Raw genomic sequence first — 24,156 nt, forward strand, 5'->3', positions numbered from 1 at the left:
GCGAGCATCGGCCAGGACGATCGACCCGGCGGAGCCGCCTCCACCCAGGGCGCATGCCCGCCGACGTGCCCGACAGGGAGGAGAGCGTCGCCATGCCCGACCGCGCCCCGCAGCCGGTGGACCGGCAACTGCCCACGGACGAGTCCCGGGACCTGATCTCGCTCGTCCGCGAGATCGCCCAGCGCGAGATCGCCCCGGACGCCGCCGCGGAGGAGGACGCCGGACGCTTCCCCCGCGAGGTCTTCACCCTGCTCTCCACCTCCGGCCTGCTCGGCCTGCCCTACGACGCCGACCACGGCGGCGGCGAGCAGCCCTACGAGGTCTACCTTCAGGTCCTGGAGGAGCTGGCCGCGGCCCGGCTCACCGTCGGCCTCGGCGTCAGCGTGCACACCCTCGCCTCCTACGCCCTCGCCGCGTACGGCACCAAGGAGCAGCGCGTCGAGCACCTGCCCGCCATGCTCGGCGGCGGCCTGCTCGGCGCCTACTGCCTGTCCGAGCCCGCCTCGGGCTCCGACGCCGCCTCGCTGCGCACCAAGGCGGTGCGCGACGGCGACGGCTGGGTGCTCACCGGCACCAAGGCGTGGATCACCCACGGCGGCATCGCCGACTTCTACACCGTCATGGCCCGCACCGGCGGCGAGGGCCCGCGCGGCATCACCGCCTTCCTCGTGCCCGGGGACGCCGAGGGACTGAGCGCCGCGGCGCCGGAGAAGAAGATGGGGCTCAAGGGCTCGCCCACGGCCCAGGTGCACCTCGACGGCGTCCGGGTGAGCGACGCCCGGCGGCTCGGCGAGGAGGGCCAGGGCTTCGCGATCGCCCTGTCCGCGCTCGACTCCGGCCGGCTCGGCATCGCCGCCTGCGCCATCGGCGTGGCCCAGGCCGCGCTGGACGAGGCGGTGGCCTACGCACGCGAGCGCCGGCAGTTCGGCAAGCCCCTCGCCGACTTCCAGGGCCTGCGCTTCCTGCTCGCCGACATGGCCACCCAGATCGAGGCTGGCCGCGCCCTGTACCTGTCGGCGGCCCGGCTGCGCGACGCGGGCCGGCCCTTCGCCAAGCAGGCCGCCATGGCCAAGCTGCACTGCACCGACGCGGCCATGCGCGTCACCACCGACGCCGTGCAGGTGCTCGGCGGCTACGGCTACACCGCCGACTTCCCCGCCGAGCGGTACATGCGCGAGGCCAAGGTGCTCCAGATCGTCGAGGGCACCAACCAGATCCAGCGCATGGTCATCGCCCGTCACCTCGCCGGACCGGAGGAGACGCGCTGAAGTCCGCGAGGCCGCGCGGGGGCGTCACGAGCCTGACCCACTCCGGGTCGTGGCGCCCGGGCAGGGTGCGCCCGTGGTCGGCCCAGCTCCGCATCAGCTCGCGGTAGATCGGCGGGTCCGGGGCCTGCGGGACCGGCGGGACGGGACCGGCGGGCGCCGGGACGAACACGCGGCGCCCGTGTCTGCCCGCCGAGTACGTCTGGGTCATGCCCGGGCAACGCCACGGGACGGGCTCGGGTCACCGGCGTACGGAATCGGGCGTGCGTTCATGCCGCCCCGCCGACCCGTCCGGGGCACGGCCGGGCGCATCACGGCGGTCTGCGGGCCGTGGTGCGCTCGGTCTGCGGCGTCTGCGGTGACGAGGGTCGAGCGGTGCCCCCGGGCTCCGGGGGTGCGGCTCAGGCGGCGCGCCGCATCTCCGGCATGCGCATCGGGCGCGAGCCCGGGCCGCCGACGTGGGAGAAGGGCTGCGTGCGCCAGTCGAGGCCCAGGGGCAGCGTGAGGAGCAGGGCGGTGTCCTGCTCGTGCGCCTGGAAGGACTCGTCCGCCGGACGGGCCTCGGCGGCCGGGCGGCCGGTGCCCGTGCAGACCGTGAGGCCGAACGGGTTCCACGGCGAGGCGCACAGCGCGTGCTCGGGCAGGACGTCCTCGTCCGCCAGCAGGGCGATGGACTGCGCGCAGTCCGGGCAGATCACCCGGTACATCTCGAAGGTGTCGTAGGCGTCGTACTCCTCGTCCTCGAAGGCGTCGGGTTCGACGCCCTCCGGAACGGGCTCGACGACCGGCTGCTGCCGCTTGGGTGCGGTACGACCAGGGCGCTTAAGACTCTGCATGGGATTCTCCCCCTCGGGCTGGGCGGGGACGGCAGTGCGGTCCCGGCCACAGCAAGCACTTCCCCCGCGCCCCCCTGGGTAATCACGGCGGCATCACGGACCCCCGTCGCGGGGTGTGGCGTTCGTCACACGGTGTGGCCGACCCCCGGCGCGCGCCGACGGCCCGTCACATCACGAACCGGGCATGACCTGCCCGGAACAGGTATCCGAGGAGGTCAGGCGCACTGTAGGTTCTTGCGCCATGGAGGAGCTGGACCGACAGATCGTGCAGCTGCTCGTCAAGGACGGGCGGATGAGCTACACGGACCTGGGCAAGGCCACGGGCCTGTCCACGTCCGCCGTGCACCAGCGGGTGCGACGGCTCGAGCAGCGTGGCGTCATCCGCGGGTACGCCGCGGTGGTCGACCCGGAGGCGGTCGGGCTGCCGATGACGGCGTTCATCTCGGTCAAACCCTTCGACCCCAGCGCCCCCGACGACATCGCCGACCGCCTCGCCGGCGTCCCGGAGATCGAGGCCTGCCACAGCGTGGCGGGCGACGAGAACTACATCCTCAAGGTGCGCGTCTCCACCCCGCACGAGCTGGAGGAACTCCTCGCCCGGCTGCGCTCCCTGGCCGGCGTCTCCACCCGCACCACCGTCGTCCTCTCCACGCCGTACGAGTCCCGGCCGCCCCGGATCTGACGCCGCGCGGGGCCGCCCCTCCCACCTGCGTGCGGCGCGGCCGGCGCGAGGGGCGAGACTGGTGCCCATGAGCGAGAGCACCGCCCCGTCCCCGACCGTCCTGCTGCGCCGCGGCGAGGTCCACAGTCCCGCCGACCCCTTCGCGACGGCCATGGTCGTCGAGCACGGCCGCGTCGCCTGGGTCGGCTCCGAGGGCGCCGCGGACGCCTTCGCGGACGGCGTGGACGAGGTGGTCGACCTGGACGGCGCCCTGGTGACCCCGGCGTTCACCGACGCACACGTGCACACCACCTCCACCGGCCTCGCCCTCACCGGCCTCGACCTGTCCGGCGCCCCCACCCGCGAGGCCGCCCTCGCCCTGGTCCGCGACTTCGCCGCCGCCCGCCCGGCCGACCGGGTCCTGCTGGGCCACGGCTGGGACGCCGCCCGCTGGCCCGACCGGCGGCCTCCGAGCCGCGCCGAACTGGACGCGGCCACCGGCGGCCAGCCCCTCTACCTGAGCCGTATCGACGTGCACTCGGCGGTCGTCACCACCGCCCTGCTCGACCTGGCCCCCGCCGGCGCCGTGAGCGGCCGTGACGACGGCCCCCTCACCGCCGGCGCCCACCACGCCGTGCGCGCCACCGCCCTGGGCGCCCTCGGCGCCGCCCAGCGCGCCGAGGCCCAGCGCGCCGCCCTCGTGCACGCCGCCTCCCTCGGCATCGGCACCGTTCACGAATGCGCAGGCCCGGAGATCTCCAGCGAGGCCGACCTCACCGGCCTGCTCCGCCTCGCCGCCGAGGAGGCCGGCCCGCGCGTGCTGGGCTACTGGGCCGAGCAGGACGTCGACAAGGCCCGCGAGCTGGGTGCCGTCGGCGCGGCCGGCGACCTCTTCGTGGACGGCGCCCTCGGCTCGCACACCGCCTGCCTGCACGAGCCCTACGCCGACGCCGCCCACACCGGCACCGCCTACCTGGACGCCGCCGCCGTCGCCGCCCACGTCGTCGCCTGCACCGAGGCCGGCCTCCAGGCGGGCTTCCACGCCATCGGCGACGCCGCCGTGACCTCCGTCGTGGAGGGCGTGCGCGCCGCCGCCGAGAAGCTCGGCCTCGCCCGGGTCCGCGCCGCCCGGCACCGGGTCGAACACGCCGAGATGCTCACCCCCGAGACCGTCGCCGCCTTCGCGGAACTCGGCCTGACCGCCTCCGTGCAGCCGGTCTTCGACGCGCTGTGGGGCGGCGAGGAGGGCATGTACGCCGAACGGCTCGGCGCCGAGCGCGCCCGCACGCTCAACCCGTTCGCGGCCCTGCTGCGGGCCGGCGTCCCGCTCGCCTTCGGCTCCGACAGCCCGGTCACCCCGCTCGGCCCGTGGGCCACCGTCCGGGCTGCCGCCTTCCACCGCACCCCGGAGCACCGCGTCTCCGTCCGCGCCGCCTTCACCGCCCACACCCGCGGCGGCTGGCGGGCCGTGGGACGCGACGACGCCGGCGTGCTGGTCCCGGGCGCGCCCGCGGACTACGCCGTGTGGCGCACCGACGAGCTGGTGGTGCAGGCCCCCGACGACCGGGTGGCCCGCTGGTCCACCGACCCGCGCTCCGGCACGCCCGGCCTGCCCGACCTCTCGCCGGGCCGCGACCTGCCGGTGTGCCTGCGCACCGTGGTGGGCGGCCGGACCGTCTTCGCGGGGGCGACCTCGTAGGGAACGGCCTCGTAGGGACTCGTAGGGAACGGCCGCGTAGGGCCGGGCGAGTGATCCCCTCCGCCGTCGGGGCGATGATCTTCGGCCCCGGAGCCCTCGCCCCGCCGCCGCGCTGACCTGGGCATTGACGCGGAAGGCGCAGGTGGGGCGGCTGTTGACAGGCGATGGCAGCGGGCCGGTAGGTTCGGCCGGGTCCACCACCGGACGCCCGACCGGGGAACCTCCGCGCACTCGCCGCGGCGCCGCTGGGTCAGGGTCGGGGCCCCGCACCGGGGAGCCGTCACTGGGAGCCAGGCGCAGCGCTCGCGTCGCGACGAGGGAACGTTCCGGCCGGTCGGGAGGTGCGACCCCGGGTGGGGCCCGGGCGCTCAGTAGACAACGGCTCTCGGGCGATCCGCAGCCAGCGGGTCCCAGGCCGGCCCGAAGGGCGCCGGGCCCCCATCCGCCGCGCGGCTGCCCGAAACGGTCATCCGTACCCGTCCGCCACCCCCACGACACCCCTCTGAGGACCGTCCTGTCGCAGCCGCGCAGGCGGGGGCCACTATGGTGGTCCTCTGCGTACGGATCTGCGCGTACGGACATTGAAGGGGCAGCGGTGAACGACGGCGAAGGGACGCCCGCGGCAGCGGGCCGGGGGAGACAGTTCGGACCCCTGGGCACGGCCTTGGTGATCATCCCGACCTACAACGAGGCGGAGAACATCACGGCGATCGTCGGGCGGGTGCGCGCGGCGGTCCCCGAGGCACACGTCCTCGTGGCCGACGACAACAGCCCCGACGGCACCGGCAAGCTCGCCGACGAACTCGCCGCCACCGACGACCAGGTCCACGTCCTACACCGCAAGGGCAAGGAGGGCCTGGGCGCCGCCTACCTCGCGGGCTTCCAGTGGGGCCTGGAGCGCGACTACGGCGTCCTGGTCGAGATGGACGCCGACGGCTCCCACCAGCCCGAGGAGCTGCCCCGGCTGCTCACCGCCCTGAAGGGCGCCGACCTGGTGCTCGGCTCCCGCTGGGTGCCCGGCGGCCGGGTGGTGAACTGGCCGAAGTCCCGCGAGTTCATCTCCCGCGGCGGCAGCCTCTACTCCCGTCTCGCCCTCGACCTGCCGCTGCGCGACATCACCGGCGGCTACCGCGCCTTCCGCCGCGAGACCCTGGAGGGCCTCGGCCTGGCGGAGGTCGCCTCGCAGGGCTACTGCTTCCAGGTCGACCTCGCCCGCCGGGCGGTCAAGGCCGGCTACCACGTCGTCGAGGTGCCCATCACCTTCGTCGAGCGCGAGCTGGGCGACTCCAAGATGAGCAAGGACATCCTGGTGGAGGCCCTGTGGCGGGTCACCACCTGGGGCGTGCGGGAGCGGGTCGGCAAGGTGACCGGCCGCGGCCGGTCCGGCGGCCCCGCGCCGCGGACGCCGGACAGCGGCGCCTGATCATCCTCTTACGCCGCCCTGAGCCGGGACCGGGCACACTGGAGGCATGAGCACAGGCACCCAACCCCCCAGGCCCTCCGCCCGGCCGGCGCGCTCCCGGCTGCGCACCTTCCTGCCGCTGGGTGTGGCCGCCTGGCTCGTGCTGGAGATCTGGCTGCTCACCCTGGTCGCCGGGGCGACGAGCGGCCTCGTGGTCTTCCTGCTCCTGGTGGCGGGCGTCGTCCTCGGCTCCGTGGTCATCAAGCGGGCCGGGCGCCGCGCCTTCCGCAACCTGACCGAGGCGCTGCGCGAGCAGCAGGCGGGCGCGCCGCCCGAGTCCCGCCGGGAAGAGGGCAACGGCCTGACCATGCTGGCCGGCCTGCTCCTCATCCTCCCGGGCCTCGTCTCGGACGCCCTGGGCCTGCTCCTGCTGCTGCCCCCGGTCCAGCGGGCCGTGCGCCGCGGCACGGAGCGCCAGGTGGACCGCAGGCTGCGCGAGGCCCGCCCCGGCACCCTCGGCGACGCCTACCGGCACGCCCGCATGCACCGCCCGGACGGCAAGGTCGTGCAGGGCGAGGTCGTCCGCGAGGACCCGGCGGACAACCCGCGGGACCCCCGACCGCCGCTGACCCGCTGACCGGCTCGCTCCGGCTCACAGCGCGCGAAAGACCGCGGGTGCGGCACACGATCTCTCGTGTGCCGCACCCGCGGTCTTCTCTCGCGCCGCCTTAAGGCGTCGCGCTACGCGCTTTTACGGCTGTCCCGCGGATGAACGGCGATGTTCATCGCGCCGGAGCGCAGAACGGCCAGCCGCTCCTCGAGGACCTCTTCGAGTTCCTCGCGGGTGCGCCGCTCCATCAGCATGTCCCAGTGCGTGCGCGCGGGCTTGGCCTTCTTCTCCTCAGGCCCGTCGCCGTCGACCAGGAGTGCCTGGGCCCCGCAGACCTTGCACTCCCACTCCGGCGGGATCTCCGCCTCGACCGAGAAGGGCATCTCGAACCGATGCCCCTTCTCGCACGCGTACTCCACGGCCTGGCGGGGCGCCAGGTCGATACCGCGGTCCGTCTCGTAGCTGGTCACCACGAGGCGCGTGCCGCGAAGAGCTCGCTCACTCATGAATCGTGCCTCCCGGGCTTGTCGCCCACAGGACAGGTGTCGCTGTCGTCGTCATCCGGTCAACGTCCGGGCGGCGGTGAAGATTCCCGATCCGTCTCTCGATCCGGCCCTGCGTCGCCGTCGCAGCCGCAGCCTTGCAACCAGTGCAGTACCCGCCGACGTCCGGTTTGTCACCTCCGAAACCAGAAGTGACATAGCGATTCGGCACCTTTGACGCGCAGTAACGGTACGCCTGGCAGGCCAAACGCGTACACTACCGCCCTTTCGCGCTGAGTGCTAAATCCTTCCAGGCGCGGCGTTGCCCGCGTCCTCGACGGCCCGGCGCACCGGCACCCGGGCGAGCAGGGCGAAGCCGAGGACGAAGAACAGCACCAGCGAGAGGATCGCGTCGCGGTAGCTGCCGGTCAGCTGGTAGGTGAGCCCGAACAGCAGCGGCCCGAGCCAGCTCATGCCCCGGTCGCTCAGCTCGTACGCCGAGAAGTACTCGGCCTCCTTGCCGGCCGGGACGAGGTGCGAGAACAGGGAGCGGGACAGCGCCTGGCTGCCGCCGAGCACCAGGCCGATGCCGGCGGCGAGCACGAAGAACCAGGCCGGGGCGCCGGCCGGCAGGAAGTACCCGGCCGCGAGGATCACCGTCCAGGCGGCCAGCGACCCGAGGATCGTGCGCTTCGCGCCGTACGTCCGCGCGAGGCGGCCCATGCCCAGGGCGCCGGCCACCGCGAGGACCTGGACGAGCAGCACCGCCACGATCAGAGTGGACTGGCCGAGGTCCAGCTCCTCGGAGCCGTAGACCGACGCCTGGCTGATCACCGTCTGGATGCCGTCGTTGTAGACCAGGTAGGCCAGCAGGAATGCCAGGGTGAGCGGGGTGCGGCGCAGTTCCCGGACGGTCGCGGCGAGCTGCCGGAACCCGGGGACGGCCGCCTCGCGCGCGGGGGCGCGGCGGTCGCGCAGCCGCCGCAGCGGGATCAGCGCGAAGGCGCCCCACCACAGGCCCGCCGACGCCAGGCAGATGCGCACCGCGGCACCCTCGCCGAGGCCGAAGGAGTCGTGCGCTGTGTAGACGACCAGGTTGGCGATCAGCACCAGCGACCCGGCCGCGTAGCCGAAGGCCCAGCCGCGCGAGGAGACCGCGTCGCGCTCCTCGGGCGGGGCGATCTGCGGGAGGTAGGAGTTGTAGAGCATCATCGCCACCGACTGCGCGGCGTTGGCGACCACCAGGAGCACCCCGCCGAGCAGGTAGCGGTCGCCGCCCAGGAGGAACATGGCGGTGGTGGCCGCCGCCCCGGTGTACGCGGCCGCCGCGAGCAGCGGCTTCTTGCGGCCCGTCCGGTCCGCCGCCGCGCCCACCAGGGGCATCGCGAGGACGGCCACGATCACCGACAGGGACACGGCGTACGCGAAGAACGAGCCGGCCCGCACTGGGATCCCCAGGGGGTGCACGAAGCCGTCCGCGTCCGCCGCCGACTCGGCGACCGAGGTGAGGTAGGGCCCCAGGAAGACGGTGAGGACGCTGGTGGAGTAGACCGAGCAGGCCCAGTCGTAGAAGTACCAGCCGCGCTGCTCCCGCCGCCTGTCCGCGGCCCCCTCGGCGTCTTCCGGCCCGTCGGCCGCGTCCGCCCGCACGGTGTCGGTGCCCACGGTGCCCTCGCCTCCCCGTGACCGCGCCGGGGGCGTCTCCTAGGCTCCCGAGCCGCCCGGGGCCCAGACGCCGCGGTCCGCCATGACCTCGCGCAGTGTGTCGATGTGATCGGTCATGATGCCATCCACGCCCAGGTCCAGGAGCCGGTGCATCCGGGCGGGATCGTTGACCGTCCACACGTGCACCGCGACACCCCGCGCGTGCGCGGCCCGCACGAACCGCCGGTCCACCACCGGCACGCCCGCGTGGCTCTCGGGCACCTGCGCCGCCACCGCCGAGCGGAGCGGCAGGACCGGCAGCCCCCAGGAGCGCAGCCGCAGCGCGAGCACCCCGCGGGTGCCGTACGAGGTGGCCAGGCGCGGCCCGGCCAGGCGCCGGGCGCGCGCCACGCGGCCCTCGGAGAACGAGCCGACGCAGACCCGGTCCCAGGCGGCCGTCCGCTCGATGAGCTCCAGGAGGGGCGCGAGCGCCGCCTCCGCCTTCACGTCGATGTTCCAGCGCGCCCCGGGGAGGGTGCTGAGCAGCTCCTCGAAGAGCGGCACCGGCTCCGCGCCGCCCACGCGCGCGTGGCGCACCTCGTCCCAGGGCAGCTCCGCGATCCGCCCCGCGCCGTCGGTCACCCGGTCCAGGGTGTCGTCGTGGAAGGCGACGAGCCGGCCGTCCCGGGTGGCGTGGACGTCGGTCTCCAGGTACCGGTAGCCCGCCGCGACGGCCCGCCGGAACTGCCGTGCCGTGTTCTCCAGGCCGTCCGCGGACCCGCCCCGGTGGGCGAAGGCGATCGGTCCTGGATGGTCGAGGTAGGGGTGGCGTATCGGCGTGCTCACCGAGGCAGTATCGCGCGCCGCGGCTGCCCGGCGGCGACGACCGTGCTGCCGGCGGATGCCGTGGGAACGGCGAACAGGCGCAGGAAGACCTGGGCGAGCGGGCCGATGGACAGCGCGTAGAGCAGGGTGCCGACGCCGACCGTGCCGCCGAGGGCGAAGCCCGTCGCGACGACCGTGATCTCCACGGCCGTCCGCACCAGGCGCACCGAGAGCCCCGTCCGCGCGTGCAGGCCGGTCATCAGGCCGTCGCGTGGACCGGGGCCGAACCGGGCGGCGATGTACAGGCCGGTGGCCGCGCCGTTCAGCACGATGCCCGCCACCAGCAGGGCGACGCGCAGGACCACGCCCCGGGCGTCAGGAACGAGCGCCAGCGCCGCGTCCATGGCGGCGCCGATCACCAGCACGTTGGAGACGGTGCCGAGCCCGGGCCGCTGTCGGAGCGGGATCCACAGCAGCAGCACCGCCGCGCCCACCAGGGTCAGCACCAGGCCCATCGACAGGCCGGTGCGCCCGGCGATCCCCTGGTGCAGCACGTTCCAGGGTTCGAGACCGAGGCCGGAGCGCACCAGCAGGGCGGAGCTCCCGCCGTAGAGCACGAGGCCGCCGTAGAGCTGGGTCAGCCGACGAGTCATGACACTGGACACGACGTTGGCCATCGAAAACCCCCTGAGTGGTGAGAGTGGCCTGACACATGACACCCTGTGGCGGGGGAAGTGGCGCCAACCATGGCCAATTCGGGGAAGGTGGACTGATTTCCATGGCGAAGTGGACCTCGGCGGTCGGAGCCGCGCAGCTCGCCCGTCTCCTCGGCTCCCAGCAGGAGCGCCCCGCGGGGCCCGGCACCCGCCGGCCGCCCGCCTACCGGGCGCTCGCCGACGGCATCCGGCTGCTCGTCCTGGAGGGCCGCGTGCCCGCCGCCGCCCGGCTGCCCGCCGAGCGGGAGCTGGCCCTCGCCCTGACCGTCAGCCGCACCACCGTCGCCGCCGCCTACGAGGCGCTGCGCGCCGAGGGCTTCCTGGAGTCCCGACGCGGCGCCGGGAGCTGGACCGCCGTCCCGGCCGGCAACCCGCTGCCGGCCCGCGGCCTGGAACCCCTGCCGCCGGAGACCCTCGGCTCGGTGATCGACCTGGGCTGCGCCTCGCTCCCCGCGCCCGAACCGTGGCTCACCCGGGCGGTGCAGGGCGCCTTGGAGGAACTGCCGCCCTACGCGCACACGCACGGGGACTACCCGGCCGGGCTGCCCGCGCTGCGCGCGATGATCGCCGAGCGGTACACCGCCCGCGGCATCCCGACGATGCCCGAGCAGATCATGGTCACCACGGGGGCGATGGGCGCGATGGACGCCCTCTGCCACCTCTTCGGGGGGCGCGGGGAGCGGATCGCCGTGGAGTCGCCGTCCTACGCCAACATCCTCCAGTTGATGCGCGAGGCGGGGGCGCGCCTGGTGCCGGTGGCCATGGCGGACGGGCTCGGCGGCTGGGAGGTGGACCGCTGGCGGCAGGTGCTGCGCGAGGCCGCCCCGCGCCTCGCCTACGTCGTCGCCGACTTCCACAACCCCACCGGCGCGCTCGCCGACGAGGACCAGCGGCGGCGCCTGGTCGAGGCCGCCCGGTCGGCGGGGACCGTGCTGATCGCCGACGAGACGATGACCGAGCTGTGGCTGGAGGAGGACGTCGAGATGCCCCGCCCGGTCTGCGCCTTCGACCCGGCCGGCTCCACCGTCGTCACCGTCGGCTCGGCCAGCAAGGCGTTCTGGGCCGGGATGCGCATCGGCTGGGTGCGCGCCGCGCCCGACGTCATCCGCAGCCTGGTCGCCTCGCGCGCCTACGCCGACCTGGGCACGCCGGTCCTGGAGCAGCTGGCGGTGAACTGGCTCTTCGGCACCGGCGGCTGGGAGCAGGCCGTCGCCGTGCGGCGCGAGCAGGCCCGGGAGAACCGCGACGCCATGGTCGCTGCCCTTCGCCGGGAGCTGCCCGACTGGGAGTTCGCGGTGCCGCGCGGCGGACTCACCCTGTGGGTGCGCACCGGGGGGCTCTCCGGGTCGCGGCTGGCCGAGGCGGGAGAGCGGTTCGGCGTCCGGGTCCCCTCGGGCCCGCGCTTCGGCGTCGACGGCGCCTTCGAGGGGTACGTCCGGCTGCCGTTCACCGTCGGTGGCGCGGTGGCCGACGAGGCGGCGCTCCGCCTGGCGGCGGCGGCCCGCCTGGTCCGGGAGGGCGGCCTGACCGGCGGCGGAGAGGCACCGCCGGCCTTCGTGGCCTGACCCCGGCCGACGGCTCCGCCGCGGGCCGGGGCGTGGGCGGTGCCGGAGTCGGCCGCCGGCGGACCGCCGAGGCCCCTGCCGCTGGCGGGTTCGCCGAGGCCGATGCCGACGCCGCGCGCACGGTGGGGCGGCGCCGCGCAGCCGGCCCCACGGTGGCGCAGCCCCGCTTCGGCGCTCAGGAGGGCTCGGCCGCCACCGCCTCGGCCGGGTGGGTTTCCTGGGCCTCCTCCGTGGTGGGCGGCTGGTCGGAGGCCGTGTCGGCGGCGGCGGCCGGGGCCGGGACGGGCTCCGCGCTCGTCGTCGGACCGACCGCGCTCGTCGTCGGCCCGGCTGGTTCCGGGGCCGTCACGACCACCACCGGTGTCCCCTCGGGCTCGGCCGTGGCGGGGACCTTCTCGATGGAGACCTTCGCCCGCTCCGGCTCCGCCGGCTCCGGGACCTTCTCGCCGTCGGCCGGTGTGGTGCGCGGCGGGAGCAGGTCGAGCACCGCCTGCCGGTGCGCGTCGCTCGTCGCGTCGTCGTACGGGTCCGGGGTGGCCGGCACCTGGAGGCGGTGCACGGGACCGGCGCCCAGGCGGGCGTAACCGCGGCCCGGCGGAACCTGGTCGACCGGCGTGGTGTGCGGGGGAGCGCCCAGGGCGTCCGCCAGCTCCTCCGGCGTGGCCGGGCCGAGGACCACGCGCGCGCGGGTGTGCTGGCGCACCGCGTCGCTGAGGTCCTCAAGCGCGTCCAGCTGGTCGGCGACGACCACCGTGACATGGGCGGCGCGGCCGTGCCGCAGGGGGACCTGGAGCAGGGTCTGCGGATCCCGGCGGCCGTCCGCGTCGGCCAGGTGCGCGAAGGCGCTCGGCCGGTCCACCAGCACCCACAGCGGGCGCCGGGTGTCCTCGGGCGGCGGCTCGCCCTCCTGGCGGGCCCGGTTGACGGCGATCAGCCGCCGTTCCGTCTCGGCGGCGGCCCACTCCAGGCTGGTCAGCGCGCCGGCCAGCCCGCACTCGACGGCCAGGACACCGTCCCGGCCGACCAGGCAGGCGTACTCGCCGGTGCCACCGCCGTCCACGATGAGCAGGTCGCCGTGGGCGAGGGCCTGGAGCGCGACCGAGCGCAGCAGGGTCGAGGTGCCCGTGCCGGGCCGGCCGAGGGCCAGCAGGTGCGGCTCGGTGGAGCGGACGCCGGTGCGCCAGACCACCGGCGGGACGTCGCGCCGCTCCTCGCCGTGGGAGAGCGGGAGCGTGCGCTGCGTCCGCGTCGGGTCGGTGAAGCCGAGCACGGTCTCCCCGGGCGCGGTGACGAAGCGCTGGGCGGCGAGGTCGGTCGGCAGCGGGGCGAGGGCGGTCACCGAGAGGTGGTTGGCCTCCTCCTCCCAGGCGAAGTGGTACTCGCGGCTCCGGCCCGCCTTGGCGGTGAGCAGGTGCTCGACGCGGGCGCGGGAGTCGGCCTCGCCGTCGGTGAAGTGGGCCGGGTAGCGGATCACCAGGTGGGCGAGGCGCCCGGTGTCGTCGAACTCGTAGGCCGGGAAGGCCGCCTCCCAGCCGCCGCCGTGGGCGTAGAGGGGGTCGGGGTCCTCGGCGAGCGAGAAGTAGGGGACCAGCGCCTCGTAGAGCGACTGCAGGCGGGTGGTCCGGGAGTCGTCGGCGTCGTCGGACGCCGGCGGGGTGCGGTCCCGGCCCTGCCAGGCTGCCGCCGTCATCAGGATGATGACGGCGAGCAGCGGACCGTACGGTACGAGCGCCACGACCAGGACCACCGAGGCCGCCAGGAACAGCAGCGCGCCGCGCCGGTCCTTGGGGGTCTCCGTCCATCTGCGCCGCCCGGCCGAGGCCAGGCGGCCCAGACCGCGGGCGATCGTGATCAGCGGCTGGAGGACATCGGTGGCACTGTCGGCCGCCGTCCGGGCCAGCTCCCGGCTCCGGGCGAGCTGTGCGCCGCCGTTGCTCAGAATGCGGGGGAGGGGCCGCCGGGCCACTGCTGCCTCCTGGGTGTCCGTACGTGGGGGTGTCGGGACGCGGGGATGTCGGGCGATGGGGCCGTCAGAACTTGATGCCGCCCAGGAGACCCGCCAGGCTCTCGCCGCCCGCCTTGATGCTGGGGGCGATGGCGGTGCTCGCGAGGTAGAAGCCGAACAGGACCGCCACCAGCGCGTGCGAGGCCTTGAGTCCGTCCTTGCGGAAGAAGATGAAGACGACGATGCCGAGCAGGACCACGCCTGAGATCGAGAGGATCATGTGAGTTCTCCTGGTTCACGGGGACAGTCACCACGAGTACTTCCAGGATCACAGCATGTATCCATACGATTAAAGGTGCAAATGGGGGAAATTCGGCGAGATTCCCCCGGGTGGCGGCGTCCCGGGTGGCGCGGGCCCGGCCGAACGATCTTCACCCCCGGACGCTCCGGGTCCGGCCCGGCGCGAGCCAGTACCCTGGCGATTCACCCGTTCGTACGTGCGCAGTGAGAGGCGGTCCGGCCGATGAGCGAAGCCCCCGACCCCGAGGTCGTGGAGCTGGCGACCAAGATCTTCGATTGGGCCCGGCAGGGGCGGACCGGCGACCTGGTGGCCTACGTGGACGCCGGCGTGCCGGCCGACCTCACCAACGACCGCGGCGACTCACTGGTCATGCTGGCCGCCTATCACGGGCATGCCGACGCGGTGCGGGAGCTGCTCGCCCGCGGCGCCGCCGCCGACCGCGTCAACGACCGGGGCCAGACCCCGCTCGCCGGCGCCGTCTTCAAGGGCGAGACCGAGGTGATCCGGGTGCTCCTGGCGGGCGGCGCCGACCCGGCGGCGGGCACGCCGTCGGCCGTCGACACGGCCCGCATGTTCGGCCGGGCCGAGCTGCTCGAGCTGTTCGGCGCGGGGTGATCCGGAACTCGGCAAAGCCCTGCTGACCAGGGCGGACGGCACGAAACGGGGGAGGCGGAACGGGGCCGCCGGTATTTCGGTCGCGGCGCGGACGAACGCCGGGCCATCATGACGACGTGGTTCACGGACGTGATGGCTGGGCAGGTTCTGCCGCACCGCGCGGACCGTGGCACGGCCCGCGAGGGCCACCGACGAGAGGCAGAGGAAGATGGTCTACAGCAAGCAAGAGACGGCGGGCGCCCCGACGTGTTGTCACACGGCCTGGTAACGCGTGTTCCCCGGTTGCGTCGACGCTTGATGTGAGGCTGTTTCCCATGTTCGATCCGGTCATAGCGCCCAGCGGCACGCTGCTCGGCCTGCTCCAGCGGGGTCGCGGCGACGGCACGCTGCACGCGCTCACCGCCCCCCGCCCCGAGGCGCTCGCGGCACTGAACCACTGCGTCCTCGGCGATCCCCGCCGCGACTGGCAGGTGGAGAACCGCTCCCTGTACTACGCCCGCCTCTACCTCGACCTGAACGGCGAGCTGGACGCGATCGAGGGCCACCTCTTCGCCCCCGAGGACATCCTCGACCCCGAGGAGTCCCGCACCGGGCTCGCCCTCGCGGTCCTCGGCCACCTCGCCTCCTACGACCGCCCCGACGCCGTCGGACTGCTGCGCCGGTACGCCGCCCACGGCACCAACTGGGCCTGGGCACTCGACGAGCTGGCGCTGCACGACGACGACGCCGGGCTGCGCGCCCTCGCCGTGCCCGTGCTGGCCAGGTTCTCGCGCGACGCCGAGGGCGAGGCGGAGCTGGCCGCCGCCGTGCGGGACGCGTTCGAGCCGCGGCCCTGGCGGCTGTGGGCCGACGATCCGCGCCCGGCGATCGGCGCGCGCGTGCGTGCCGCCCAGGAGGCCGGCTGCTTCGACCGCTGGCAGCGCCAGCTCAGTCCCACCGGGCCGCGCCCGGGCTGGAGCGTGGCGGCCGTCCTCGAATGGGCCCAGCAGGGCGTCGAGCGCGGCGCCGCGCTGCACGTGCCCGCCGCCCGGTGCCTCACGGCCGTGGCGGGCCCCGAGGACCGGCCCGAGATCCTCGCCGCCGCCCGCAGCGGCCCCGAGGGCGCCCGCTGCACGGCGCTGCGCTATCTCGCCGCCTCCGACGACCCGGAGGCCCTGACGCTCATCGAGGCCGCCGCGACCTCGGGGCCCGCTCCCGTCGTGGCGGCCGCCGTGGACGCCTTCGAGCGCATGTGCGGCCCCGCCGCCGTGGCCCGGGCCCGCGGCTGGGCCGGCCGGTCCGACGCGCTGGGGGCCGCCGCCGGACGGGTCCTCGCCTGCCGGGGCGGGGCCGCCGACCGCGACCGCGTGCTCTTCGCGCTGCGCGGCGTCCTGCGCGCGCAGGGCCCCGACTCCCCGGCGCTCGGCACGCTCATCGACGGCGCCGGCCGGCTCGGCATCGCCTGCGCCGCGCCCGTGCTGCGCCATCTCTACCGGGAGACCTCCTGCTCCCGGCTGCGCGGGCAGGCCGCCGGCGCGCTGGCCGCCACCGACCCGTCCTTCGCCGCAGGCTTCGCCGTCGAGTGCCTCTGGGACTGCGAGGAGAGCACCCGCGAACTGGCCGCCCGCTATGCCGAGACCGGTGACAAGCGCGTCGTCGACCGGCTGCGCCGGCTCGCCGCCGACCCGGCCGAGGAGGACGAGGTGCAGACGGCCGTACGCAGCCGGTTCAACCCGGACGCGCCCGCCGTGTGACCCGCCGGCCCCGTCAGCGCCTGCGCACGGCGGTGAAGCGGACCGGGGTGCCGGGTGCCGCCTGGGCCGCAGCCGGGAGGTCGGCGGCCCGCACCACGCCGACCACCGGGTAGCCGCCGGTCGTGGGATGGTCGGCGAGGAAGACCACCGGCCGGCCGGCCGGCGGCACCTGCACCGCCCCGAGGACCATCCCCTCGCTGGCCAGCTCGCCCATCCGGGCCCGGCCCAGAGCGGGGCCCTCGACCCGCAGCCCGATGCGGTTGCTCGCGGCGGACACCCGGAAGGCCCGTGAGGTGAAGGTCGCCAGCGCCTCGGGAGTGAACCAGTCCGCGCGCGGCCCCGGCGTCACCCGCAGCACCAGCTCGGCCGGCGGCGCCGGCTGGGGGGCGGCGTCCACGCGCGCGTACGGGCCGGGCGGGTCGCCCAGCGGCAGCACCGCGCCGTCGGAGAGCGGGGGCGGGCCGAGCCCGGACAGCAGGTCGGTGGAGCGGCTGCCGAGCACCGGCTCGACCACCACGCCGCCGCCGACGGCCACATACGTCCTGACCCCGCGGACGGCCGCGCCCACGTCGAGCAGCGCGCCGGCGGGCACCTCCAGCGGCGCGCCCCAGGCGGCCGGCCGGCCGTCCACCGTCACCGGGCAGGGGGCGCCGCCGACCGCCACCGTCACGGCGGCGCGCGGGCGCAGGGCGCAGCCGTCCAGCGTCGTCTCCAGGACCGCCGCCCCGGCCGCGTTGCCGACCAGCCGGTTGACCAGCGCCGCCGCCGGCCGGTCCAGGGCGCCCGAACGGGGTACCCCGAGGTGGGCGTGGCCCGGGCGGCCCCGGTCCTGCACGGTGGTCAGGACGCCGGCGCGGACGACGGCGAGGGCGCGGTCGGTCATGCCGACCCCCCTGGCCCGTGAGGAACCTCTGACCCGTACGGCACGAAGCGGACCCGCGTGCCCGGTGACAGCAGGGCCGCCGGCACGCGCGTGTGGTCCCACAGCACGGCGTCCGTGCGGCCGATCAGCTGCCAGCCGCCCGGCGACGACCGCGGGTACACCCCGGTGTACGGCCCGGCCACCCCCACCGCCCCGGCCGGCACCGCCGTGCGCGGGGTGTCGCGGCGCGGCACGTGGCGGCTCTCGGGCAGCCCGGTCAGGTAGCCGAACCCGGGCGCGAACCCGCAGAAGGCGACGCGGTACTCCGCCTCGGCGTGGATCCGCCCCACCTCCTCCTCGGCCACGCCCCACCGCCGCGCCACCTCGGCGAGGTCGGGCCCGTCGTAGCGGACCGGCAGCTCCACGACCGGCCCCTCGCGCGGGGGCGCGGCCGGTACCTCGGCGGCGGCCAGCTCCGAGGCCAGCCGCGCCGGGTCCGCCAGGCCGTCCAGGAGCACCGTGCGGGCCGCCGGGACGATCTCCCGCGCCGCGAGCGAGCCCTCCGTACGGCGCCGCAGCAGCTCCGCGTGCAGCGCCTCGGCCTCCGCCCCGGAGGAGACCTCCACGAGCAGGGCGTCGTCCCCGACCGGCAGTACTCTCACGCGAACGCCTCCACCCGCACGCCCGACGCCGCCAGCCGCTCCCGCACCCGGCGGGCCAGCTCCACCGCGCCCGGCGTGTCGCCGTGCACGCACAGCGACCGGGCACGCACCGCGACGCGGGCCCCGGAGCGGGCGGTGACCGCGCCGTCGCGGGCCAGGCCCACCGAGCGCGCCACGACCGCGTCGGCGTCGGCGACCACGGCCCCCGCCTCGCCGCGCGGCACCAGCGTGCCCTCGTCGGTGTAGGCGCGGTCCGCGAACGCCTCGGCGACGGTGGGCAGTCCGGCCCGGCCGGCCAGCTCCAGGATCCGCGACCCGGGCAGCCCGAGCACCGGCAGCGTGCCCGCGAGGGCCACCCCGTCGACCACGGCGGCGGCCTGCTCCGCGTCGTGGACGATCCGGTTGTACAGCGCGCCGTGCGGCTTGACGTACGCCACGCGCGTGCCCGCCGCCCGCGCGAACACCTCCAGGGCGCCGATCTGGTAGGCCACCTCGGCCGCCAGCTCACCGGACGGCACGTCCATCGAGCGCCGCCCGAAGCCGGCCAGGTCCCGGTAGGAGACCTGCGCGCCGATCACCACCCCGCGCGCGGCGGCCAGCTCGCACACCCGCCGCATGGTCGCCGGGTCCCCGGCGTGGAAGCCGCAGGCCACGTTGGCGCTGGTGACCACCGAGAGCAGGCCCTCGTCGTCGGTCAGCTGCCAGCGGCCGAAGCCCTCGCCGAGGTCGGCGTTCAGGTCGATCGACGTCATGTCTCCAGTGTCTCCGGTTCCCGGGTCGCACGGGGGTGTCCGCGCGGTCCGTGTTCACAGCACGCGGTACTGCTCGTCGCGCGCGTCCGTGACGAACATCTGCCCCGGCGCGTGGGTGAGCGCGAACGGCGGACGTGAGGCCATGACGGCCGCCTGCGGCGTCACCCCGCAGGCCCAGAACACCGGGATGTCGTCCGGTTCGAGGTCCACCGGGTCGCCGAAGTCCGGGCGGCCCGGATCCGCGATGCCCAGCACCGAAGGGTCGCCGCAGTGCACCGGCGCGCCGTGCACCGCAGGGAGCAGGCCGGTCTCCCGGATCGCCGCCGACAGGTGCTCGGGCGGCACCGGGCGCATGGACACCACCATCGGACCGCGCAGCCGCCCGGCCGGCCGGCACGGTCGTCCGGTGACGTACATCGGCACGTTGCGGCCCTGCTCCAGGTGCCGGATCGGGACGCCCGCCGCGGCCAGCGCCCACTCGAAGGTGAAGCTGCACCCCAGCAGGAACGTCACCAGGTCCTCCCGCCAGTACGGGCGCGCGTCCGTCGGCTCGTCGACCAACTCGCCGTCCCGCCACACCCGGTAGCGGGGCAGGTCGGTGCGCAGGTCGGCGCCGTCGGCCAGCGCGGTGGCCCAGGACCCGGCGTCCGTGACGTCGAGGACCGGGCAGGGCTTGGGGTTCCGGGTGCAGAACAGCAGCATGTCGTAGGCCCAGTCGGCGGGCACCGCGATCAGGTTGGCCTGGGTGTGGCCGGCGGCGACCCCGGCGGTCGGACCGGTCAGCCCGTCCCGGAAGCGGGCGCGGGCGGCTGCCGGGCGCCACGCGTGCGCGTGCTCGTCGGCCAGGACGACCGGGCGGTCCCCGGTGGTCTTCGGCAGGTGGTTCACGTCAGCTCCCTTCCGCGGGTCTCGGGCAGCCCCAGCAGGGCCAGCGCCGCGATGCCGTAGCCGATCGCGCCGAAGACCAGCGCGCCGCCCACGCCCCAGCCGTCGGCCAGGAAACCCACCGTGGTGGGGAAGACGGCGCCCACGGCGCGGCCGGTGTTGTACGTGAAGCCCTGCCCGGCGCCGCGCACCGCCGTCGGGTACAGCTCGCTGAGATAGGAGCCGAAGCCGCTGAAGATGGCCGACATGCAGAAGCCGAGCGGGAACCCGAGCACCAGGAGCAGGGTGTCGGCGCCGGCCGGGAGGTTGGCGTACGCCAGGATGCAGACCGCCGACAGCAGGGCGAACAGCCAGATGGTGCGCCGGCGGCCCAGCCGGTCGGTGAGGTGGCCGCCGGTGAGATAGCCGAGGAACGCGCCCGAGATCAGGAACGACAGGTAGCCGCCGGTGCCCACCACGGACAGGTCGCGCTCGTCCTTCAGGTACGTCGGCACCCAGGTGGCCAGCGTGTAGTAGCCGCCCTGGACGCCGGTGGAGAGCAGGCTCGCGAAGACGGTCGTGCGCAGCAGCCCCGGCGCACCGGCTGCGGCCGGCCGGAAGATCGCCCGGAACGAGCCCTTCCCGGCGCCCGCCTCCCGGACCGCGGCGGCCACGGGCGCGTCGTGCACGCTGCGCCGCACCCACACCACGAGCAGCGCGGGCAGCGCGCCGGTCCAGAACACCACCCGCCAGGCCAGGTCGTCGCCGGCCAGCGAGAAGACCAGCGTGTACACCGCCACCGCCAGGCCCCAGCCCGCGGCCCAGGCGCTCTGCACCGCGCCCAGGGTGCGGCCCCGGTGCCGGGCGTTCGCGTACTCGGCGACCAGGATCGCGCCGACCGCCCACTCACCGCCGAAGCCGAGGCCCTGGAAGGCGCGCAGCACCAGCAGCGTCTCGTAGTTCGGCGCTAAGCCGCAGGCCACGGTGAACACGGCGTAGGTGATCACGGTGAGCAGCAGTGCCCTGACCCGGCCCACGCGGTCGGCGAGGACGCCCGCGAGGGCGCCGCCGACCGCCGAGACGACCAGGGTGACGGTGGTGAGCAGGCCGGTCTGCCCGCTGTCCAGGCCGAAGTACGCGGAGATCGCGACCATGGTCAGCGGCAGCGTGAAGTAGTCGTAGGAGTCGAGGGCGTAGCCGCCGAACGCGCCCGCGAAGGCGCGGCGGCCGCGTGGGCCGAGGGCCCGGAGCCAGCCGAACGTGGTGTCATCGGTGGGGGTTTGCTGACGGAGGGTGTTCACGCTCATGGGCACCTCGCGATGGGGAGGGAGGGTGCTTCTGGAGGCGTTGCTGTGGAGGACCGTAGGGGATTGTTCAACGATCCCTCAATACCCTTGTTGTCCCGTCCTGCCGACTGCGGTTGAATTCCAGGCATGGCACAGGAGTTGACCGGACTGGCCGACGACCGCGCCCTCCTCGGGCGCACCAGCACCGCCGAGCGGGTCTCGGACATCCTCAGGGGCCGGATCGCCGAGGGCTACTTCCCGCCCGGCACCCGCCTGTCGGAGGACGGCATCGGCGGCGCGCTCGGCGTCTCCCGCAACACGTTGCGCGAGGCGTTCCGCCTGCTCACCCACGAGCGGCTGCTGGTCCACGAGTTGAACCGGGGCGTCTTCGTGCGGGTGCTCACCGTCGAGGACGTCGTCGACATCTACCGGACCCGCACCCTCGTCGAGTGCGCCGTCGTCCGCGGCCTCGGCGCACCCCCGTTCGCCCTCGACCGCCTCACCGCGGCGGTCGGGGACGGGCGGCGGGCGGCGCGCGAAGGTGACTGGAAAGCGGTGGGCACGGCCAACATCCACTTCCACCGGGAACTGGTCGCCCTCGCCGGCAGCGAACGCACCGACGAGCTGATGCGCACCGTCTTCGCCGAACTCCGCCTCGCCTTCCACCTGGTGGACGACCCGCGCCGCCTGCACGAGCCGTACATCGGGCGCAACGCGGAGATCCTCCGGGCACTGGGGGAGGGGGAGACGAAGACGGCCGAGCGGCTGCTCGCCGGGTACCTCGCCGACTCCCGGGAGCGGGTGACCGAGGCATACCTGCGACGGGTGGGCGACGAGGGGACGGCCGGCCGGGGCGCGGGGGGCTGACCCGGGCGGCGCCGTCGGGGGTTCTGTGCCGTTTGGGTCGTTGTCAGACCGAGGACCTAGTCTGTGCACCGTGACTTCGCCTGCACCGACGGACCGTGTTCCGCCCCAGCTCAGCGCGGGGCCGCGCCCCGCACCGGGCCCGGCCGCCGACGAGGGGCTGGCGCGGCGGCTGCGCGCGCTCGCCTGCACGGCGCCGCTGCACGACCTGGACGCCCGCAAGGCCAACCTGGCGGGCGAGTACACGGTGTACGGCATGGCGGAGATCGCCCTCTCCGCGATCGACCTCGTCACGCTGAACATGGACTTCGACACCGGCGCCGACCACGACCAGATCGTCACCCGGCTCGTCCCGCGCGTCGCCGCCCAGGCCCCGGCCCGCCCCGCCGCCGAGCACGAGCGGGTGGCCCGGTGGGTCCTGGAGAACCTGATCAACGTCGGCAGCGTCGACCGCGGCTTCCGCGCGGTGTACGGCACCTTCGGCGCGGACGGCGTCTATGTGCGCCGGGACTACGACTTCAAGCTCCTGGAAGAGGTCCCCGGACCCGGCGGCACGGTCTATCTGCGCACCACCGACGAGGCGGTCAACGTCCTGGTCGGAGCCCTGGACACCGACGTCACCAGCGCCCAGATCGCCGCCGAGGTCAAGCTGGAGGTGCTGATCAGCCGGGGCCGCCTCGCCGACGCCCAGCTCGCCGCCGAGCAGGCCAGGTACCGCACCGTGCAGTACTCCGAGACCCTGCGCCGCGCCCTGGACGCCACCCGGCGCGACGTGCGGGCGGTGGACTGGCTCAGCGCCGTCCCCGACATGATCACCGAGGCCCTGGACCACGTCGCCGACCGCTACCGGCACGAGAACGCGATCCTGACCAACATCCGCAAGGCCCGCGACGAGTCCGAGGACCCCGAGCAGAAGCGCCGCGCGGCCGAGCTGGTCGACATCGTCAAGGACTGCATCCGCCGCCACACCCAGCTCCAGTCCCGCCTCCTGGAGGCCGGCCCCCTCTTCCGCGCCGAACAGGACCGGCAGGCCTTCGCCACCCCGCCGGCCACCTCCGGCCTCGACCTGTACGGACACCTGGTCGCCCCCGCCCTGCCGCTGCCCCTGGAGCAGGCGCTGCGCGTCACCGACGCCTGGTTCGCCCACGGCACCGGGCCGCGCACCCCGTCCGCGGTCCGGGTCGGCGACCTCGTCGACCTCCTGCTGACCCCGCCGGTCGAGCGTGAGCACCTGGGCGCCGAGATGCCCGAGCCCGACCTCATCGCCACCCCCGACGACAGCCGGTTCAGCGAGGAGCAGCTCGCCGCCGCCACCGACCTGCTCGATCTGCCGCACGACGCCCCGCGCCGGCTCTCCGGACTGCTCGCCGACGCCCGCGCGCGCGACGCCGACCTGCCCTACCTCGTCGCCCTGCTGGCCGTGCACGCCGCCAGCCCCCCGGTCGGCACGGCCTACCGGCAGGGCGAGCCGAAGCTGCTGTTCGCGGTGGACGACGGCACCGAGCTGGACGACCCCGAGTTCGGCGGCGCCGACCTCATCGTCGGCACCGCCCTGCTGGACGCCGCCGGCATGGCGGCGGACCGCACGGAGGCGGCATGAACACGCCCGCTCGCCGGCCCAGCACCCCTACCACCCCCCGCCGCACCGAGGAGCCCCGACCGTGACCGAGTACGCCGACCGGAGCGCACCGGAGACGGCCGCCGCCCCGGCGGCCGTCACCCCCGCCGACGCCGCCGACGCGGCCCGCCTCGTCGCCTTCGGCCTCCAGCCCAAGCTGCTGCCCGCCCGCGACCAGGAGTACGCCGACCTGCTGCGCCGGTACCGCGAGGACCCGCCCTTCGCCCGGCTCGCCGACGCCGTCGCCGCCGGGCTCGGGCTCGTCGTCCTGGAGGTCTCCCCACGCGCGGGCATGGCGGTCACCGCCGCCGAGGACTCGGTGTTCGCCGTCCGCATGGGCGACTACGCGCGTCGCGCCGCCGTCGACTCCGCCGACCGGTTCCTGCACGGCCTGGCCCACCTCGCCGTCGCCGCCCTCGCCTACCCGCGCCCCGAGGACCTCGCCGACGACGGCTACATCGGCCGGGTCACGGTCAACGGCGTGGACGCCTTCGTCCGCCAGGCCTGCCGCCGCCTGGAGGAACGCGCGGAGGAGCGCGGCGAGAACACCGACCCGGCCTCCGACTCGCCGGGACTGGAGGCCGCCTGGCGGATCTGGGTACGGCGCAGCGCCACCGGCGCCACCAAGGACGCCCGCCGGCTCCCCGGCTCCACCACCGGCATCGTCGGCAAGGCCGCCGCCTTCCTCACCGAGTCCGGCTTCCTCCAGCGCACCGGCGACGACAACGGCGGCACCTACCGCACCACCGCCCGCTTCCAGCTCCAGGTCCGCGACATGGCCGGCAGCGCCGCCCTCGCCGAACTCCTCGACCTCGGCGTCGTCCCGGTCACCGACGGCACCGCCAGCCTGCTGCCCGCCGAGGACACCGAGGACCTCGACCTGGTCGCCGACGCGGGCCTGCCCTTCCACGCCCCCTGACCCTCCACCGCCCCCACCACCTCGCCCCAC

23 protein-coding genes are annotated in these 24,156 nt (G+C 75.3%); 11 read left to right on the top strand and 12 right to left on the bottom strand.

What is annotated here, in order from left to right:
* Positions 1-92 precede the first annotated feature (92 nt).
* Complete coding sequence (locus tag ACGFZL_RS27270; protein WP_355173164.1) at positions 93-1,268, top strand: acyl-CoA dehydrogenase family protein; 1,176 nt, start codon at positions 93-95, stop codon at positions 1,266-1,268.
* A 398-nt stretch (positions 1,269-1,666) separates the two neighbouring features.
* On the opposite strand, the gene ACGFZL_RS27275 is transcribed toward ACGFZL_RS27270, so the two are convergent.
* Entirely contained in the window at positions 1,667-2,101 is a 435-nt protein-coding gene (locus tag ACGFZL_RS27275) for a hypothetical protein (protein WP_393695591.1), read from the bottom strand.
* Between the two features lie 241 nt (positions 2,102-2,342).
* Between ACGFZL_RS27275 and ACGFZL_RS27280 the strand changes: the two genes are divergently transcribed.
* The 4 genes from ACGFZL_RS27280 to fxsA all read left to right on the top strand — a co-directional run bounded on the left by ACGFZL_RS27280 (position 2,343) and on the right by fxsA (position 6,500).
* A complete protein-coding gene (locus ACGFZL_RS27280; protein WP_355173086.1) occupies positions 2,343-2,783 on the top strand; it encodes an Lrp/AsnC family transcriptional regulator in 441 nt (146 codons plus the stop codon).
* Between the two features lie 67 nt (positions 2,784-2,850).
* Positions 2,851-4,461: an amidohydrolase gene (locus tag ACGFZL_RS27285; protein ID WP_393695593.1), complete on the top strand. Its 1,611-nt coding sequence runs from the start codon at positions 2,851-2,853 to the stop codon at positions 4,459-4,461.
* Between the two features lie 595 nt (positions 4,462-5,056).
* Positions 5,057-5,884: a polyprenol monophosphomannose synthase gene (locus ACGFZL_RS27290; RefSeq protein ID WP_355173089.1), complete on the top strand. Its 828-nt coding sequence runs from the start codon at positions 5,057-5,059 to the stop codon at positions 5,882-5,884.
* A gap of 46 nt (positions 5,885-5,930) precedes the next feature.
* Positions 5,931-6,500, top strand: coding sequence for an FxsA family membrane protein (fxsA, locus tag ACGFZL_RS27295; protein WP_393695595.1), 570 nt, complete (start codon positions 5,931-5,933; stop codon positions 6,498-6,500).
* Positions 6,501-6,604: 104 nt separating this feature from the next.
* Here fxsA and ACGFZL_RS27300 read toward each other — a convergent pair whose 3' ends face one another.
* The 4 genes from ACGFZL_RS27300 to ACGFZL_RS27315 form a co-directional block, all read right to left on the bottom strand.
* Positions 6,605-6,979 carry an RNA polymerase-binding protein RbpA gene (locus ACGFZL_RS27300; protein WP_003977404.1) on the bottom strand — a complete coding sequence of 125 codons (375 nt, stop codon included), beginning with the start codon at positions 6,977-6,979 and terminating at the stop codon, positions 6,605-6,607.
* 276 nt (positions 6,980-7,255) lie between these two features.
* Entirely contained in the window at positions 7,256-8,620 is a 1,365-nt protein-coding gene (locus ACGFZL_RS27305) for an MFS transporter (protein ID WP_393695597.1), read from the bottom strand.
* 39 nt (positions 8,621-8,659) lie between these two features.
* Entirely contained in the window at positions 8,660-9,445 is a 786-nt protein-coding gene (locus ACGFZL_RS27310) for a glycerophosphodiester phosphodiesterase (RefSeq protein ID WP_393695600.1), read from the bottom strand.
* Positions 9,442-10,101 (bottom strand): YitT family protein, encoded by a 660-nt coding sequence (locus ACGFZL_RS27315; protein ID WP_393695602.1) that lies wholly within the window; start codon positions 10,099-10,101, stop codon positions 9,442-9,444. The genes ACGFZL_RS27310 and ACGFZL_RS27315 overlap by 4 nt, the downstream gene beginning before the upstream one ends.
* 101 nt (positions 10,102-10,202) lie before the next feature.
* On the opposite strand from ACGFZL_RS27315, the gene ACGFZL_RS27320 reads away from it, so the two are divergent.
* On the top strand, positions 10,203-11,705 hold the full coding sequence (locus tag ACGFZL_RS27320; RefSeq protein WP_393695604.1) for a PLP-dependent aminotransferase family protein: 1,503 nt from the start codon (positions 10,203-10,205) through the stop codon (positions 11,703-11,705).
* A 175-nt stretch (positions 11,706-11,880) separates the two neighbouring features.
* Here ACGFZL_RS27320 and ACGFZL_RS27325 read toward each other — a convergent pair whose 3' ends face one another.
* Positions 11,881-13,671, bottom strand: coding sequence for a hypothetical protein (locus tag ACGFZL_RS27325; RefSeq protein WP_393695606.1), 1,791 nt, complete (start codon positions 13,669-13,671; stop codon positions 11,881-11,883).
* Between the two features lie 64 nt (positions 13,672-13,735).
* Complete coding sequence (locus ACGFZL_RS27330; RefSeq protein ID WP_003977410.1) at positions 13,736-13,930, bottom strand: hypothetical protein; 195 nt, start codon at positions 13,928-13,930, stop codon at positions 13,736-13,738.
* A 243-nt stretch (positions 13,931-14,173) separates the two neighbouring features.
* Between ACGFZL_RS27330 and ACGFZL_RS27335 the strand changes: the two genes are divergently transcribed.
* Positions 14,174-14,566 carry an ankyrin repeat domain-containing protein gene (locus ACGFZL_RS27335; protein ID WP_355173102.1) on the top strand — a complete coding sequence of 131 codons (393 nt, stop codon included), beginning with the start codon at positions 14,174-14,176 and terminating at the stop codon, positions 14,564-14,566.
* 314 nt (positions 14,567-14,880) lie between these two features.
* Entirely contained in the window at positions 14,881-16,299 is a 1,419-nt protein-coding gene (locus ACGFZL_RS27340) for a HEAT repeat domain-containing protein (RefSeq protein WP_393695609.1), read from the top strand.
* Positions 16,300-16,312: 13 nt separating this feature from the next.
* Here the strand turns inward: ACGFZL_RS27340 and ACGFZL_RS27345 are convergent, their stop codons facing one another.
* From ACGFZL_RS27345 to ACGFZL_RS27365, 5 genes are read right to left on the bottom strand one after another with little or no spacing between them, the layout of a single operon-like run.
* Entirely contained in the window at positions 16,313-17,182 is an 870-nt protein-coding gene (locus ACGFZL_RS27345; RefSeq protein WP_393695611.1) for a biotin-dependent carboxyltransferase family protein, read from the bottom strand.
* Complete coding sequence (gene pxpB / locus ACGFZL_RS27350; protein WP_393695613.1) at positions 17,179-17,823, bottom strand: 5-oxoprolinase subunit PxpB; 645 nt, start codon at positions 17,821-17,823, stop codon at positions 17,179-17,181. Before pxpB ends, ACGFZL_RS27345 begins: the two co-directional genes overlap by 4 nt.
* A complete protein-coding gene (locus ACGFZL_RS27355; protein WP_393695615.1) occupies positions 17,820-18,575 on the bottom strand; it encodes a LamB/YcsF family protein in 756 nt (251 codons plus the stop codon). The genes pxpB and ACGFZL_RS27355 overlap by 4 nt, the downstream gene beginning before the upstream one ends.
* Before the next feature lie 54 nt (positions 18,576-18,629).
* Positions 18,630-19,463, bottom strand: coding sequence for a putative hydro-lyase (locus tag ACGFZL_RS27360; protein WP_355173112.1), 834 nt, complete (start codon positions 19,461-19,463; stop codon positions 18,630-18,632).
* A complete protein-coding gene (locus tag ACGFZL_RS27365; RefSeq protein ID WP_393695618.1) occupies positions 19,460-20,746 on the bottom strand; it encodes an MFS transporter in 1,287 nt (428 codons plus the stop codon). Before ACGFZL_RS27365 ends, ACGFZL_RS27360 begins: the two co-directional genes overlap by 4 nt.
* 126 nt (positions 20,747-20,872) lie before the next feature.
* Between ACGFZL_RS27365 and ACGFZL_RS27370 the strand changes: the two genes are divergently transcribed.
* The 3 genes from ACGFZL_RS27370 to ACGFZL_RS27380 all read left to right on the top strand — a co-directional run bounded on the left by ACGFZL_RS27370 (position 20,873) and on the right by ACGFZL_RS27380 (position 24,126).
* Entirely contained in the window at positions 20,873-21,592 is a 720-nt protein-coding gene (locus tag ACGFZL_RS27370) for a GntR family transcriptional regulator (protein WP_393695620.1), read from the top strand.
* A 70-nt stretch (positions 21,593-21,662) separates the two neighbouring features.
* Positions 21,663-23,189: a hypothetical protein gene (locus tag ACGFZL_RS27375; protein WP_393695622.1), complete on the top strand. Its 1,527-nt coding sequence runs from the start codon at positions 21,663-21,665 to the stop codon at positions 23,187-23,189.
* 61 nt (positions 23,190-23,250) lie between these two features.
* Positions 23,251-24,126 carry a hypothetical protein gene (locus ACGFZL_RS27380; RefSeq protein ID WP_393695624.1) on the top strand — a complete coding sequence of 292 codons (876 nt, stop codon included), beginning with the start codon at positions 23,251-23,253 and terminating at the stop codon, positions 24,124-24,126.
* The last annotated feature ends 30 nt before the right edge of the window (positions 24,127-24,156 follow it).

Origin of the sequence: Streptomyces sp. NPDC048182 (assembly GCF_043202555.1) — a bacterium.
Classification (GTDB): Bacteria; Actinomycetota; Actinomycetes; order Streptomycetales; family Streptomycetaceae; genus Streptomyces.